The organism is Phocaeicola vulgatus ATCC 8482, from assembly GCF_000012825.1.
GTDB classification, from domain to species: Bacteria; Bacteroidota; Bacteroidia; order Bacteroidales; family Bacteroidaceae; genus Phocaeicola; species Phocaeicola vulgatus.
The window spans coordinates 4150294-4165384 of record NC_009614.1; the positions used below are offsets into that span (position 1 = coordinate 4150294).

The 15091-nt window shown below is 42.7% G+C and carries 16 protein-coding genes; 2 read left to right on the forward strand and 14 right to left on the reverse strand.

Features of this window, described 5'->3' with window-relative positions; all coding sequences use genetic code 11:
• Window positions 1-28: 28 nt before the first annotated feature.
• Entirely contained in the window at window positions 29-478 is a 450-nt protein-coding gene (locus BVU_RS16660) for a type I restriction enzyme HsdR N-terminal domain-containing protein (RefSeq protein ID WP_005842029.1), read from the forward strand.
• Window positions 479-578: 100 nt separating this feature from the next.
• On the opposite strand, the gene BVU_RS16665 is transcribed toward BVU_RS16660, so the two are convergent.
• The 14 genes from BVU_RS16665 to kdsB all read right to left on the reverse strand — a co-directional run bounded on the left by BVU_RS16665 (window position 579) and on the right by kdsB (window position 14445).
• Entirely contained in the window at window positions 579-1370 is a 792-nt protein-coding gene (locus BVU_RS16665; protein WP_005842031.1) for a zinc ribbon domain-containing protein, read from the reverse strand.
• 8 nt (window positions 1371-1378) lie between these two features.
• Window positions 1379-2473 carry a Nif3-like dinuclear metal center hexameric protein gene (locus BVU_RS16670; RefSeq protein WP_005842033.1) on the reverse strand — a complete coding sequence of 365 codons (1095 nt, stop codon included), beginning with the start codon at window positions 2471-2473 and terminating at the stop codon, window positions 1379-1381.
• Between the two features lie 61 nt (window positions 2474-2534).
• A complete protein-coding gene (locus BVU_RS16675; RefSeq protein ID WP_005842035.1) occupies window positions 2535-2813 on the reverse strand; it encodes a hypothetical protein in 279 nt (92 codons plus the stop codon).
• Between the two features lie 58 nt (window positions 2814-2871).
• On the reverse strand, window positions 2872-3669 hold the full coding sequence (locus tag BVU_RS16680) for an ABC transporter permease (protein WP_005842037.1): 798 nt from the start codon (window positions 3667-3669) through the stop codon (window positions 2872-2874).
• Window positions 3670-3677: 8 nt separating this feature from the next.
• Window positions 3678-4298: an ATP-binding cassette domain-containing protein gene (locus BVU_RS16685; RefSeq protein ID WP_012055631.1), complete on the reverse strand. Its 621-nt coding sequence runs from the start codon at window positions 4296-4298 to the stop codon at window positions 3678-3680.
• Between the two features lie 82 nt (window positions 4299-4380).
• Entirely contained in the window at window positions 4381-5871 is a 1491-nt protein-coding gene (gene proS, locus BVU_RS16690) for a proline--tRNA ligase (protein WP_005842041.1), read from the reverse strand.
• A 114-nt stretch (window positions 5872-5985) separates the two neighbouring features.
• Window positions 5986-7137, reverse strand: a complete 1152-nt coding sequence (locus BVU_RS16695) for a DUF6057 family protein (protein ID WP_012055632.1) — start codon at window positions 7135-7137, stop codon at window positions 5986-5988.
• A gap of 3 nt (window positions 7138-7140) precedes the next feature.
• Window positions 7141-9168 carry an alpha amylase C-terminal domain-containing protein gene (locus BVU_RS16700; protein WP_005852530.1) on the reverse strand — a complete coding sequence of 676 codons (2028 nt, stop codon included), beginning with the start codon at window positions 9166-9168 and terminating at the stop codon, window positions 7141-7143.
• Window positions 9169-9196: 28 nt separating this feature from the next.
• A complete protein-coding gene (locus tag BVU_RS16705) occupies window positions 9197-9637 on the reverse strand; it encodes a YhcH/YjgK/YiaL family protein (RefSeq protein ID WP_005842047.1) in 441 nt (146 codons plus the stop codon).
• A 36-nt stretch (window positions 9638-9673) separates the two neighbouring features.
• Window positions 9674-10339 carry a DUF2461 domain-containing protein gene (locus tag BVU_RS16710; protein WP_012055633.1) on the reverse strand — a complete coding sequence of 222 codons (666 nt, stop codon included), beginning with the start codon at window positions 10337-10339 and terminating at the stop codon, window positions 9674-9676.
• 75 nt (window positions 10340-10414) lie between these two features.
• Window positions 10415-11203, reverse strand: coding sequence for an inositol monophosphatase family protein (locus BVU_RS16715; protein WP_005842051.1), 789 nt, complete (start codon window positions 11201-11203; stop codon window positions 10415-10417).
• 7 nt (window positions 11204-11210) lie between these two features.
• Window positions 11211-12329, reverse strand: a complete 1119-nt coding sequence (locus BVU_RS16720; RefSeq protein WP_005842053.1) for a phosphatidylinositol-4-phosphate 5-kinase — start codon at window positions 12327-12329, stop codon at window positions 11211-11213.
• 70 nt (window positions 12330-12399) lie between these two features.
• Window positions 12400-13686, reverse strand: coding sequence for a M16 family metallopeptidase (locus BVU_RS16725; protein WP_005842055.1), 1287 nt, complete (start codon window positions 13684-13686; stop codon window positions 12400-12402).
• Entirely contained in the window at window positions 13687-14445 is a 759-nt protein-coding gene (gene kdsB, locus BVU_RS16730; protein WP_005842057.1) for a 3-deoxy-manno-octulosonate cytidylyltransferase, read from the reverse strand.
• A gap of 78 nt (window positions 14446-14523) precedes the next feature.
• Between kdsB and BVU_RS16735 the strand changes: the two genes are divergently transcribed.
• The gene (locus tag BVU_RS16735) at window positions 14524-14898 is read left to right on the forward strand and encodes a 2-amino-4-hydroxy-6-hydroxymethyldihydropteridine diphosphokinase (RefSeq protein WP_005842059.1); all 375 of its coding nucleotides are present in this window, start codon (window positions 14524-14526) and stop codon (window positions 14896-14898) included.
• The last annotated feature ends 193 nt before the right edge of the window (window positions 14899-15091 follow it).

Here is a 15091-nt window from a genome sequence, read left to right on the forward strand (position 1 = left end):
CCGAGTTACACTTATGCAAATTTACTAAATGTTATCATTAAACTTACCATCCTACGAAATTAAAATCGCGGAGCGAAATGGAAAAAATGTTATTTTCGATATGCTTCGCAAGAGATATGTCGCCCTTACTCCGGAAGAATGGGTAAGACAACATTTTGTTCATTATCTGACGGATTATAAAGGATATCCGAAGGGATTACTGGCCAACGAAATACAACTGGACTTAAACGGAACAAAAAAACGTTGTGATACTGTGCTCTACAACAAAGATCTAAGTGCCAAACTGATTGTGGAATACAAAGCTCCACATATAGAAATCACGCAAACAGTATTTGATCAGATAACCAGGTATAACATGGTCCTGAAAGTTGATTATCTGATTGTCAGCAACGGATTGAACCATTACTGCTGCCATATTGATTACAATACAAAAACATACCTTTTTCTACCGGAGATTCCCCATTATTCAGAACTGTAGATATAAAAACATTCTAAGCAACATCTTCTTACAAGATCTTGCTTAGAATGTGATAAAATTCTTTTTCCACAAAGAAAAAGATACTGCTTCAGGAGATATATTATCTCTTGACAGTTTCCAAATGCTGTTCAGCAATCACACCCGCCAATTCAGGGTCAATCATGATGCGACCACAATATTCACATACGATAATTTTCTTACGCATACGGATATCAAGCTGTTTCTGGGGCGGAATCTTGTTAAAACAACCACCACATGCATCACGCTGAACATATACAATTCCCAATCCATTTCGAGAATTCTTACGGATACGTTTAAATGCCTGCAACAGACGCGGTTCGATTGTTGTCTCCAATACTTTTGCTTTCTCTCTCAGCTTTTCTTCTTCCTGCTTGGTTTCAGAAACAATTTCTTCCAATTCGGATTTCTTCGCTTCCAAGTCCTTCTTTCTTTCATCCAAGTCTTGATTACTGTGCTCTATCTCCTCGCTCTTTGCTTTTTCTGCTGCAATATATTCCTTTATGCGTTTCTCGCAAAGTTCGATTTCCAATGACTGGAATTCAATCTCCTTTGTCAACACATCATATTCACGATTATTACGCACATTATCCTGCTGAGCTTTATATTTTTCAACAGAAGTCTTAGCTGTCTCGATTTCAATTTTCTTAGTTGCAATGTTTGATTTCAATTCCTCGATATCAGCTTTAATTTTCTCGATACGAGTGCTCAAACCGGCAACCTCATCTTCAAGGTCTTGAACTTCAAGAGGAAGTTCCCCTCTCAGAGTCTTAATTTTATCGATTTCAGACAACATGGTTTGCAACTGGTACAAAGCCTTCAGCTTTTCTTCCACTGTTAATTCGCTCGGGTCTTTCTTTGCTTCTCTAGCCATAGTTTTTCTTACAAATATTTAATAGGATTTGTATTTACCCGGGTTATCTGGACTTCCAGCTCCGGAAACATCTCCTGTATGATTGAATAAAATATTTCTTTTGTATACTGTTCACTCTCATAATGCCCCATTTCAGCTACCAGGATATCATTCTCATAATTGAAATAATCATGATATTTCACTTCACCTGTGATAAATACATCAGCATCGGCACTTACCGCTTTAGGCAATAAAAATGCTCCAGCTCCGCCACACAACGCTACTTTCTGTATCAGACGACCGGATAAACGAGTATGTCGCAGACAGCCCACTTCGAACGTTTTCTTGATGCGTTTCAAGAAATCCAGTTCGGCTTCAGGCTCTTCCAATTCTCCGACCACTCCCGAACCTACTTGTGTCCAGGTATTTTTCAACGGATAAAAATCAAAAGCCGGTTCTTCATAAGGATGTGTTGCCAATAATGCTTTTATCACCGCAGCCTTTTTAAAAGCCGGAAGAATCGTTTCTATACGCACCTCGGATTCCTTATGCAATTCGCCTATTTCTCCACAGAACGGACTGGTTCCTCTCTGCGCACGGAAAGTCCCCTCACCTTCCAAATTATAGCTGCATGAATCATAATTACCTATGCAACCACAACCGGCTTCAAATAAAGCTTTTCTTACTCTGTCAGCCTGTGCATCCGGCACAAAAGTTACAAACTTCAATAAATATTCTTCTTTCGGGTCTAATATGCGTACATTCTTGAGGCCTATCTTTTCAGCTATTTTATAATTGACACCTCCGGGAGCATTATCCAGATTGGTATGTGCCGAATAAATGACAATATCATTTTTAATGGCTTTCAACACACACCGTTCAATGTAATCCCGACCAATAATAGATTTATAACCTTTAAATATAAGTGGATGATGCGATATAATCAGGTTGTATCCCAACATGACAGCTTCATCCACAACAGCTTCAGTAACGTCCAGACACAACAAAGCCCCTGTTGCTTCCGCTTCTGTCAGTCCAACTTGCAATCCGGCATTATCAAATCCGTCTTGCAAAGGCAGAGGCGCGAACCTTTCAAGGGCACTTACTATTTCCTTAATTTTCATTCGTTCGCGAAAATTTGATTGCAAAGATAATCAATCCATTTGAATTTAAAAAGCAACCAAGCTATTTTTTATACTTTCCCCACTTTATCATTTTATTTTTCAAAGCATAACGCTCGTCAACAACACGGTCTGTCGGGAAAAAAGTAAGATGAATACGCCATCCGCCCGAATGAAACGTAAATTTGCGGGCTGATATTCCTGTTTCTATCAGAGCTAGTTTATCAATGATAAATGCTTTAATATCTACGGGAAATTCCTCTCCTTCATACATTATATCCGCAGTGACAAAGAAACCGGGAGTTGATAATTCTGCTATATATTTCCAAATTTGCTCATTCATGTTTTTCTATTTTATTGAAAGAAATATATAAAATGTATACAAAGCAAGAATAAGGCCCCTACTTCCGTTTGGTATCCTTATGAACCCGTAACAACCGGCCATAACTGTCGAATGATTTCCGTGAGGCCAGAAAAATGGTCATCATTAGTGAAAGCATGGATGCCACCACAGTGATAACTACAATCATAATCTGATATTTGATAGCCACATGTGGCGAACTTCCTCCCAATATCTGCCCAATCATAGTTCCCGGCAATGCAACAAGCCCTGTTACTGCCATATTGGCAATGCCCGGGCTGAACGCTTTAATAAGAGCCTGACGCACAAATGGAGCTATCGCCTCATTACGGGTAGCGCCATTCCCCAACAGAAAATAATAAAGTTGCTGTTCCCTACGCAATCCGGCATAGTAAGTATTTAATCCTATCACATTCACTCCCAACATATTCCCCATGATTATACCAAAAACCGGAATAAAATACTGGGCACTGAAGATGTTATCCAACTTTAATACAAAACCAAGAAAATAAAGTCCGACGAGCACCACTGTTACAAAAAAAGCGATAGAGATTGGAATCATCAAAATTCCACGTTTTAACCGCGTACGCGTCAAAGCCGTTTCAGCAGCCACCCCAACCATGATGATCACCCATAGAAAATTGATAAACGGATTGTTCCATTCAAACAGAAAACGAAGATAAGCCCCAATCAAAAACAACTGTATAATCATACGTACCGTGCCTATCAGAACCGGTTTAAGCAAGCCCGTCTTGAAATGCCATAAAAAATAAACCGGAATAAGCATCAGCAGCAATCCTATTCCCAAACTGCCATAGTCTATATCAATTGTTCCCATCAGTCAGATTATAAAGTAAATACCTTGTCGCATCCGGCGGCAAACTGTTTGTCATGCGAAACAGACAAGATAGTCATTCCTTTACTGCACAAGGATTTAAAGAAGTTAATCACCCGTAAGCACGATTCCGGATCAAGTGCCGAAGTCGGTTCATCCACTACCAGTAAAGGTTTGTCAAGCAAGGCTGTCACTGCCAACATGATACGCTGACGCTGACCACCCGACACTTCATTTACCCGTTTATCATAAAGTTTCTCTTCCAATCCTAATGATACGAAATAATCCATCAGCCGCTCTTTGTTGAATCCCGCCTCACGGTTTGCCTTCAGTTCAAAAGGCATCCGCACCATTTCACTGACCCATTCCGAAGGAAGAGCCAACTCCTGGGGAATCCATGCTATTTTCTTTCGGATATGATCCGCCGTTCTAGGTGCCAGCAGTGTGCCGTCCACCCTTATTGTCCCTTCACTTAAAGGTACAAAGCCCAAAACAGCTTTCAGCAATGAAGATTTTCCACTGCCGGAACCACCACAAATACATACGCTTTCTCCGTAATGAACTTGCAGGTCGAGTCCTCTGAAAAGAGTCAGGTTGCCAAAACTGATAGATATATTTTCTATATTAATCATCACATAAAAACAAAAAGAGTCGGGAGCATTCACTGCTGCCGACTCCACATAATGTATTAAAATAAAATAAATGTGTCGAAGTTTAATATGCTCTCGCAAAGAGAACACGGCGAGCAGATGGTTTTCCGGTTACCATACACTTGCCCGGAGTCAGGCTCTCTTCATCAGCATCAAAAGGAAGACAACGAATTGTTGCCTTGGTTTCCTCTTTAATCCGGTCTTCCGTTTCCGGGGTTCCATCCCAATGAGCCAGAATAAAGCCGCCTTTCTCTATTTGTTCCTTGAAATCATCGTATGAATCCACTTTCACGATATGTTCGTTACGATAGTTCAATGCCTTCTGATAAATATTGTTCTGGATATCCTCCAACAATTGTTGTACATATTCTTCGATTCCGTCGCAAGAACGAGTTTCTTTCTCCAATGTATCACGACGCATCACTTCCATTGTATTGTTTTCAAGATCACGGCCACCCATTACCAAGCGAACAGGCACACCTTTCAGTTCGTAATCTGCAAACTTGAATCCCGGACGCTTATTGTCTGCATTATCATATTTCACAGAGATACCCATTGCTTTCAACTTATTGACAATGCCTTCTACTTTTGCATCAATCTTCTTCAGCATTTCATCATTCTTATAAATAGGAACGATAACTACCTGAATAGGAGCCAAATGCGGTGGCAACACCAATCCGTTATCATCAGAGTGAGTCATTATCAAAGCACCCATCAGGCGGGTAGATACTCCCCAGGAAGTAGCCCAAACATAATCCAGCTTATTATTCTTATCAACAAACTGTACATTGAACGCTTTTGCGAAATTCTGTCCCAAGAAGTGAGAAGTACCACATTGCAATGCCTTTCCATCCTGCATCAAGCCTTCGATGGTGTAAGTATCCAATGCACCGGCGAAACGTTCATTAGCCGATTTTACCCCTTTGATTACCGGAACAGCCATATACTTCTCAGCGAAGTCACCATACACATGCAACATTTTCTGTGCTTCCGCTTCTGCTTCCTCGCGGGTCGCATGAGCCGTATGTCCTTCCTGCCACAAGAACTCCGCAGTACGCAGGAACAAACGGGTACGCATCTCCCACCGCATAACATTTGCCCATTGGTTACACAAGATAGGCAAGTCACGATAGGAATTAATCCAGTTCTTATATGTACTCCAAATGATTGTCTCAGATGTAGGGCGGATAATCAATTCTTCTTCCAGTTTGGCAGCCGGATCTACGATAACACCCGAACCGTCCTCTGCATTCTTCAGACGGTAGTGAGTAACTACAGCACACTCTTTGGCAAATCCTTCTACGTGCTCAGCTTCACGGCTAAGGTAAGATTTCGGGATAAGCAACGGGAAATAAGCGTTCACGTGGCCGGTTTCCTTAAACATATCGTCCAACTGACGCTGCATTTTCTCCCAAATGGCGTATCCGTAAGGCTTGATAACCATACATCCACGCACAGGTGATTGTTCAGCCAAATCGGCCTTCACCACCAAGTCATTATACCACTGAGAATAATTCTCGCTTCTTTTGGTAAGTTCTTTCAATTCTACTGCCATTGCTATATCGTTATTTTTGTTTTTCCTTTTTAAGAGTTTGCAAAATTAGTAAAAAAGCATGGGAAAGTACCAATGATTTAGCAAAAATATAGGATCAAAAAGTATAAAAATAACTTATTGATAACGATAATACCACCAATAGGTATCACCATATTCCCGCCGCATATGGTTTTTCTCTTCCACCGGTGATGAAAATTCCTTCTGACGGTTAAGAAACTCATCCAAACGCCGCACCATCAGCGTGTCTTTGACTTCTCTTCCATATCCAGGATGAGTCCGTTTGTAAAGCACCAATGCCTCACGATAATAACGCGGCAATGTATCTTGCTCGAAACAATACATATCAACCGCCGATACAAATTTGTCCAATTTCTTATCCAGCAGCAATGCACTCATATAATAATTCAAAGCGGTATGTCTACCTATTTCATCACGACAGATACGAGCCAAAAAGTCTACTGTCTTTTCTGCAACATGTGGTCTTGCACCAAGATAAGCATACAAGCTATCGGCATTCAAGCGCAAAGTTTCCTGAGAATGAGGCGCAAACAAAAGCCCTTCCGCACCATAATATTGAGGATATTCAAACAAATGCTCCCCCATGGTACCTTCCAAAGACATAGCATAGGCTCTAAGCACTGCCAATGTACGGGTTGTTTCCAAAGACTTTGCTCCTACCATCCGTGCAGCTTCATAATGATGATTACGGATAGCCTGCTCCACAGCCAGTTCATGATGAAAATTCACATTCGTATTTCCTATACCTACCGTCATCAGGCATAAAAGTGTCAAAATAGCTAAGTTAGAGTTTATTAAGCCCAATATGGACCCCTCTTGATTCAGCCAGGAACGAAACACACGCCGTAAAGTATAGACCACACCTATATATATAAGCAAAAGCAACGGCAGCAGCCAAAACCATTTATCTCCTATGTTTCCTCCGTAGAAAATAGTCCGGTCCACATCCGTCAGCACTCCCAGCAACAGACAAGACGGGAAATAAGAAAGTGTCCGTACAGGCCCCTTTAATCCCATCAATCCATTGATTCCCCAACGGAATACCAATAAAACCACTGTAATGATAATAGCTCCCACCAACGGAGAATAATGTGTCTTTCCTTGTGACAATGAATAATGCAATGCACCTACTACATCTTTCTGAAGCACAAAAAGATAGACAATACTAAAAATAGAGAAAAGAAGACCGCACGCAACCGTGAGGATGCGGGCGGCTCTTTTATAGGATAAGCTGTTGTTGCTGCTCATAAATTACTCTTTCACTTTTTTCAATACCACAGCCGAACGGGCAGGCAGATACAGTTTCAGCCATTCCTTTTTATCCTTCTTATAAAGAGGGTCGAAATTAGTGAAATGACGTATACTGTCATCAGCCAGACCATTGCCTCCGAAAGCTGTCGCATCCGTATTCAGTACCACATCATACGCCCCGACAGGCACTAGGAAACCATAGTCTGTAAATGACTTGGTAGGATTGAAATTAAATACAAAAATCAAATTCTTACGCCGGTAAGCCAACACTTGGTCACCGTCGTTATGCCATACTTCAATCACTGGAGTTTCCTGAATATTTTTCACACTCTCAATGAGGTGGACCATAGCTGAATCAAAATCGCCCAAGTAATGGTAACACAGGTTCTTATTATCAAAAAGCCCCCACTGACGACGGGCATATTTATGCGACCATCCGTTACCTTCACGCGGGAAATCAATCCATTCGGGATGCCCGAATTCATTACCCATAAAGTTCAAATATCCTCCATTGATGGTAGAGGCAGTAAGCAAACGAATCATCTTATGCAATGCGATGCCGCGATGCACTGTATAATTTTCATCCCCTTTCTGGAAATGCCAATACATGTCAGCATCTATCAGACGGAAAATTATAGTCTTATCGCCCACCAATGCCTGGTCATGGCTTTCGGCATACGAAATAGTCTTCTCGTCCTTGCGTCTGTTGGTCACTTCCCAGAACATGCTGCTCGGTTTCCAGTCTTCATCAATCTTCTCCTTGATTGTTTTAATCCAATAATCCGGAATATTCATGGCCATACGGTAATCAAACCCATATCCACCATCTTGAATCGGTGCTGCCAACCCGGGCATACCCGAAACTTCTTCCGCAATGGTAATCGCTTTGGAATTTACCTGATGAATCAACTTGTTGGCCAATGTCAAATAACAAATCGCATTATCATCCTGATTCCCGTTAAAGTAATCCCCATAATTACAGAACGCCTCTCCCAAGCCGTGGCTATAATACAACATCGATGTCACACCGTCAAAACGAAAACCGTCAAAACGGAACTCATCCATCCAATACTTACAATTGGACAGCAAGAAATGAATCACCTCATTCTTACCATAATCAAAGCATAAGGAATCCCATGCCGGATGTTCACGCCGCCCGCCCGGATAGAAGTATTGATTAGGATCACCGGCAAAATTGCCAAGTCCCTCCACTTCATTCTTCACGGCATGAGAGTGAACAATATCCATAATGACGGCAATTCCCATTCTATGTGCCGTATCAATCAATTCCTTCAATTCATCCGGTGTACCGAAGCGGGATGACGGAGCAAAGAAACTGGAAACATGATACCCGAAACTCCCATAATAAGGATGCTCCTGAATAGCCATAATCTGAATACAGTTATATCCGGCTTCCGCTATACGCGGCAATATTTTCTCACGGAACTCATTATAAGTCCCTACCCTTTCTTCTTCCTGAGCCATACCGATATGACATTCATAAATCATCAAAGGATCAGTCTTTGCACGGAACACCTTCTTTCTGAACCGGTAAGGATTCTCCGGTTCCCAGACCTGTGCACTGAATATCTTTGTCTGCTCATCCTGTACCACACGGTTGGCCCATGCCGGTATGCGTTCTCCTTCACCGCCATTCCAACGGACTTTCAGTTTATACAAATCACCATGCTTTATAGCACCGCTTTGTAATTCCACCTCCCATACACCAGGAGAGTTCTTTACATGGTACATCCTATAATCGCCATGTTCTTTCCAGTCGTTGAAATCTCCGATAAGATAAATTTCCTTCGCATTCGGAGCCCATTCACGGAACACCCACCCTCTTCTGGTACGATGCAAGCCGAAATATAAATATCCGGTGGCAAAGTCCGATAAAGTTCCTTTGCCTCCGGTCAGTTCCAATTCTTTGTCTAGTGCATGCTGATGGCGTCCTTCAATCGCTGCCGAATACGGTTCCAGCCAAGGATCACTTTCTATTATGCCTAATTTAGGAGTGGTATTTTCCATAATATGATTACTTGTTAGTTATTCTCTTTCAAACCAAAACTTTAACGATCACTTTTTTCACACCGTCAGGAGACACTCCCGGAGCGTGAGCATCCTGTGGAAAAAAGATGGCAAACATTCCCGGCTTTACAGGAATATAGCTTTCGGCAAGTCCCGGATAGAACGAGATATCCTTATCTGCATCATAGTCTGCTTCGGGAAGATCTTCACGGGCCGTATAACCCATCACTTCCACCCCTGACAGAGGAATCTGTATATCAATAAACTGATTATGAGTTTCTAATTTTGCTTCTTCTTTAGTTTTAGGCTTGGTCTGAGAAAAGTTTACTACCAGATCATCACCCTGTAATTTTACTTTTCCTAATTCCTGAGCGTTCAAGTCTGTAGTCTTCAGATATTCCATTGCTTTAGCGAACAAAGGATTCAATGAAGCGTACTTTTCTAAGTTTTCTAATCTGTCTACTACCATAATTATTTCATTTTAATGGTTAAAATATTGCTTTTATCATTCAAAGTCGTCTATTGTGAAATTTGTAAAATCAGCAAAACGCTTCAGTTGCTTGAAAACATCCTCTACTTTGTCCAACAGGTCAGGGGCAAGGAAAAACGCATCAGGCACCATATAAGCACAGGTATAATCCTTACATTTTAAATAATCAATATATTTAAAATCTTTCGGAAATCCTTTGGGAGCCGTTTTTAAGTGATTTTCTCCGATAACAGGAAAGTATTGCTTGAACGCAGGATCTTCCACAATTTCCCTGTATTCGTCTATGTTGTCATAAACGGACTGGCGGACAGCTTTCAGCACTTTAGGTTCCAGGCACCAGCTTCCACCAGCAAGCATACAGTTATCAGGCTCTATATGAACATAATATCCACAATGTTCCGATTTCTTTCCACGAGCGTTGATATAGCCGCCCAAGTGTATCTTATAAGGAGTCTTATCACTGGAAAAACGCGTGTCGCGATAAATTCGGTATGTACAGTCCTTGGCTTGAATACCGACAATACTTTCGTCAAACAACGAAATGCGGGCGATGATTGCTGTCAGTAATTCCTCAAACTCTTTTTGAGCTTTCAGATATTCATCCTTATGCCCCTGAAACCACTCCCGGTTATTGTTTGCGGCCAGGTCTTTTAAAAATTGAAAGATAACAGATACATCCATGTTACATTATGTTCATGTGTTCACTTGACAAACTTACAAAATATATTTGTAACGAACTAGAAAAAAGCGAAGTATTTATTTTTTTCCCAAGACCTTGAGAAACTCATCATGCAACTTTCCATTAGTAGCCAACACTTCACGACCGGAATAAAAGTCTCCCCCTCCGCTGTAATCTGTCACTTTTCCACCGGCATTCATCAAGATTATCGAACCGGCAGCAATATCCCACGGTCCCAGCAGCCCTTCTATACGGGCTTCAAAGCGACCGGCAGCTACATAGCAAAGTTCTGCCGCAGCAGCTCCTTGCAGGCGCATGCCTCCCACATTTCCATATAACTCGTGCACGATATGCTCCGCCAAAGGCTTATACTTTTGCGAATCGTATGGAAAGCCTAACGCCACAAACGCTTCGTCCATATCAGAAACATCTGATACATGTATTTCTTTGTTGTTCAGATAAGAAGGCGCTCCTTTATAAGTCCAGTAAAGTTCATCGCGGCATACCTCATACACCACCCCAACCAGCAGTTCTTCTTTATTGCGAAGGGCGATACTCACACAATAAGGAGCATTATTATGGATAAAATTGGTGGTTCCGTCCAGCGGATCTACCAGCCAGCAATAGTTTTCCGTAGTCAGGCTGCCCGAACCTTCTTCGGCAATGAATCCTGCTTCGGGAAGCAATTCCCGAAGTTGGGCCACAATACGGCGTTCCGATTCCTTATCTACATACGACACATAGTCGTGAGCATTTTTCTTCTCTACCTTGCTACGGTCAAAACCGCTACGCTCATTACGAAGAAAAGCACCCGCCCGGAGTGCTATTTCACGTACATTCAACGTTATCTTCTCTAAATCCAACATTATATTCTTATTTTTGTTCCGCATCCAGCGTTCCAAACTTATAAACACCTTTACGGATTACATTTCCATTCTTGTCAGTCTCCACAAAAGCGCCGTGTTTCTTCCCTTGTTTGAAAAATCCGTCATAGCGTACTCCGTTCTTATCTTCAAGCACACCTTTGCCGTCTTCCTTTCCTTTTACGAAATGCCCCTTGTATTTGGTTCCGTCAGCCGTGCGCAGAGTGCCTTCACCGTCGGCCATGTTGTTTTTCCATTCACCTTCATAGTCATCGCCGTTCGCCCAAATATAGTGTCCTTTACCGCTGCGCTGGTTATTCACCCACTGCCCTTCATACACAGCACCGTTGGCCCATGTAAAGGTTCCGGTCCCATGCTGCTCGCCGTTCTTGAACTGCCCTACATACTTGTCGCCATTCTTATGTATATAAATACCCTGCCCGGTACGTTCACCGTTCACGTAGTCACCTTCGTAACGGTCACCGCTATGAAAGTAATAAATGCCTTTACCGTGCTGCACGTCATCCTTCCAGTCACCCACATACTTGTCACCGTTGACATAGTAAAACGTCCCCTTTCCGTCACGTGCGTCATCTTTCCACTCGCCTTCATATTTTGACTGGTCGGGCCATACCATAACACCCTGTCCGTTTTTCTTGTCTTCTTTCCATTCGCCCTCATATTTGGCTCCTGCTTTCCAGGTATAAGTACCCTTTCCGCTACGTTTGTCCTGAAACCAGTTACCTATATAAACATCTCCGTTATAATAATACATAGTGCCTTCACCCTGCTGATAGTCGGCAAACCACATACCCTCATACCGGTTGTTATTCATAAAATAATAGGTTCCGCTGCCGTGTTGCTGGTCCTGGAACCATTGCCCCACATACTTTTCTCCATCGTGAAACGTATATGTCCCGTTCCCCTCGCGTTTACCTTTTATATATTCCCCTTCGTAGGTATTTCCGTTCTTGTAGATTGTTTTTCCTTTACCGTTTGGTTTTCTGCCTTTCAGTTCTCCGGTATATTCGCCCCCGTCTTTAAAAGTATAATTCCCGATTTTTATCTGGGCGGTGGCCAATGTACTGACCGATGCCAAAAGCAATAATATATATACGTATTTCTTCATTGGTTCGTTACTTATAATAGATAAGATTATGCCAAAGATACGATTTTCTATCTTTGGACATGATAGGTTATTACACTTTTTTACCCGCAATGACCTCTATTAAGTTTTCTTTGCAGAAATACTTTTGAGCCAATATGCGTATTTCTTCTCTGGTGATTCCCCGAATGGCATCCAGCGAACGGATAAAGAAGCGTTCGTCCAGCCCTGCCGTTTCTATATAAATCCAGGCATCAGACAAAGAAAAAGGTCCCTCGTACGACCGGCATAAATCGCCCAGCATATAGTTCTTCACCATTTCCAATTCTTCTTGAGGAACGAGATCATTACACAATTTGTCCATCTCCCGATAAACTTCTGTTATGATAGAATCCACATATTCATTGGCCGCCTCGGTACTGACAGTCAGTATTCCCGTTCCCGGATAGGACACAATGCCTGCGCCGATACCGTATGTATATCCCTTGTCTTCACGGATATTGGACATCAGACGGCTCCCGAAATACCCTCCGAACAAAGTGACCATGACACGTGCCTTCAAAAAGTCCGGATGATGACGGTCCATTACGAAACATCCCATTTTCAAGGAACTTTGAAGTGCATCCTCACGTTCTATAAAGATACGCTTTTCTTTGGTGGTAACCGGAGGAACAAGCATTGTCTTTGCTTTTTCCGTCACTTCCCCCCATTGTCCACTTCCCAAGTTATCTTCTATACAACGGATAATTTCCGATGTGACCTTTCCCGAAATATATACCGAACAATTGCCCGAATGATAATATTTCCGATAAAACGAACGGAGCACCTCCGGGGTAATCCGGTCATAATCCTCCGCTACCGCATAGCGCCCGAAAGGATGCTCCGGACCGAACAAGGCTGTATTCAGCTGCTTTCGGGCAATCATTTCCACCCGGGTGCTGTTCACCAGGAATTGCTGTTTGTTCGTATCGGCCACCACGGAAAGTTCCTTTGCCGGAAACGTAGGAGCCTTTATCATCTCGGATATGACGGCCAGCGTGCGGGCAAAATATTTATTCAGAGAGTAAAGTGTTATGAATCCATAGTTCACGGAAGAAGATAACTCCAGCCAGGCTCCATAATAATCCAATCGCTCCGCAATCTGTGAAGACGTTAAATTCCCAGCTCCCTCACGCAGCATCCTGTTGGCAAACATAGCCTGCAACGGCTGTTCCTGATTCCATTGTCCGCCTCCTATCAGAAGATCGAAACGTACAACATCCTCGGTTCCCGCATGAATGATATTCAAAGGCATCCCGTTCTTCATCGTCCTCCTGTCGGGACGGGTTATACTGAATTCGCTTAGTTGGCGGATTGGCGGTGGGGTGGTTCTGTCCAGCATTTACTCCCCCTCCCTTTGTTTTAAAAATGCTTCGGCACGTGCCAGATCCTGAGGCGTATCAATGCCTATTGTCTCCACTTCACTGATTCCCACCTTAATAGTATAACCATTTTCCAGCCAACGAAGCTGCTCCAACGATTCAGCCAGCTCCAGCGAAGATTGTGGAAGCGAAGTTATTTCTTTCAGTACATCGGCCCGATAAGCATACAGACCGATATGTTTATAGTAAGTATGCCCTTTCAGCCAGCCTTCCTTCTCCACATTACGCTGGAAAGGAATGATGGAACGGCTGAAATACAAAGCATTCATATTCTTACCGACTACTACTTTGGGAGAGTTTACATTTTCCAAGGCTTCAAGCCCGTCATCCGGGATGAAAGGTTTCACTAAAGTCGCAATCTGTGTGGCAGGATCTTCAAAGCAAGCTTTCACGGCTTCAAGCTGTGATTTTTGAATAAAAGGTTCATCACCCTGGATATTTACAACCACATCATATCCTCGTCCTACTTTGGTATACGCTTCATAGCAACGGTCTGTGCCGCTTTTATGGTGAACGGAGGTCATGACCACTTTTCCGCCAAAAGCTTTTACAGCGGATTCAATGCGTTCATCGTCCGTCGCTACATATGCTTCATCCAATATGCCGGACACTTGTTCATAGACTCTCTGAATCACAGGCTTGCCTCCCAAGACGGCCAGAGGTTTGGCAGGAAAACGTGTAGAGGCATATCTTGCAGGAATAATTCCAATAAATTTCATGGTAGCATTTCTTTTATATATTCATGCAAAAGTAACAAAAACATTTCATACATTTGCACCATTAATGCAATAAATGTTATGGACGAACACCATTGTTTGCTTTGTATGGGCTCTAATACCAACCGTTACGCGCAACTCTCGGTTGCACGGGAAGCATTGCGCACCACGTTTCCCGACATTCATTTCGGCGAGATGATGGAAACGGAAGCTGTTGGCAGCGGCTTTCACTCCCCTTTCAGCAATCAACTGGCAAAATTCAGCACTACGCTTTCACCCGATTCCGTTCGTGATTTGTTTAAAGAATTGGAACGACGCAGCGGACGGATTCCCGAAGACAAGGCTCAAGGGGTGGTAAAACTGGATATTGACCTGCTGGTCTTTGACAATAAGATATTGAAACCGGAAGATATGGAAAGAGAATATATCCGCCGTGGAATGTCTGTGCTCTTTTAGAGCTTATACCTTATTATATACTAATCATTATCACCTTGTGATACCCCGCCTCCATCCCCCCTATGGCAAACGATAGTGTTACTGAGAGGCCCAACCTGACAGGTGGGAAAACAGCTAAGTATTTTCATTGGCAGACCTAAGGCTTTCTACCAAGAAGGCTAAGGCTTTCCGGCCGTTCTATTTCTATCTCCAT

Excerpts from the sequence above, each read along its gene's own strand:
- BVU_RS16720 (WP_005842053.1), bottom strand. The coding sequence starts at position 12,329 with ATGAAGAAATACGTATATATATTATTGCTTTTGGCATCGGTCAGTACA.
- BVU_RS16700 (WP_005852530.1), bottom strand. The coding sequence starts at position 9,168 with ATGGAAAATACCACTCCTAAATTAGGCATAATAGAAAGTGATCCTTGG.
- BVU_RS16685 (WP_012055631.1), bottom strand. The coding sequence starts at position 4,298 with ATGATTAATATAGAAAATATATCTATCAGTTTTGGCAACCTGACTCTT.
- BVU_RS16710 (WP_012055633.1), bottom strand. The coding sequence starts at position 10,339 with ATGGATGTATCTGTTATCTTTCAATTTTTAAAAGACCTGGCCGCAAAC.
- BVU_RS16725 (WP_005842055.1), bottom strand. The coding sequence starts at position 13,686 with ATGCTGGACAGAACCACCCCACCGCCAATCCGCCAACTAAGCGAATTC.
- BVU_RS16735 (WP_005842059.1), top strand. The coding sequence starts at position 14,524 with ATGGACGAACACCATTGTTTGCTTTGTATGGGCTCTAATACCAACCGT.
- BVU_RS16715 (WP_005842051.1), bottom strand. The coding sequence starts at position 11,203 with ATGTTGGATTTAGAGAAGATAACGTTGAATGTACGTGAAATAGCACTC.
- BVU_RS16660 (WP_005842029.1), top strand. The coding sequence starts at position 29 with ATGTTATCATTAAACTTACCATCCTACGAAATTAAAATCGCGGAGCGA.
- BVU_RS16670 (WP_005842033.1), bottom strand. The coding sequence starts at position 2,473 with ATGAAAATTAAGGAAATAGTAAGTGCCCTTGAAAGGTTCGCGCCTCTG.
- BVU_RS16675 (WP_005842035.1), bottom strand. The coding sequence starts at position 2,813 with ATGAATGAGCAAATTTGGAAATATATAGCAGAATTATCAACTCCCGGT.
- kdsB (WP_005842057.1), bottom strand. The coding sequence starts at position 14,445 with ATGAAATTTATTGGAATTATTCCTGCAAGATATGCCTCTACACGTTTT.
- BVU_RS16705 (WP_005842047.1), bottom strand. The coding sequence starts at position 9,637 with ATGGTAGTAGACAGATTAGAAAACTTAGAAAAGTACGCTTCATTGAAT.
- proS (WP_005842041.1), bottom strand. The coding sequence starts at position 5,871 with ATGGCAGTAGAATTGAAAGAACTTACCAAAAGAAGCGAGAATTATTCT.
- BVU_RS16695 (WP_012055632.1), bottom strand. The coding sequence starts at position 7,137 with ATGAGCAGCAACAACAGCTTATCCTATAAAAGAGCCGCCCGCATCCTC.
- BVU_RS16680 (WP_005842037.1), bottom strand. The coding sequence starts at position 3,669 with ATGGGAACAATTGATATAGACTATGGCAGTTTGGGAATAGGATTGCTG.
- BVU_RS16665 (WP_005842031.1), bottom strand. The coding sequence starts at position 1,370 with ATGGCTAGAGAAGCAAAGAAAGACCCGAGCGAATTAACAGTGGAAGAA.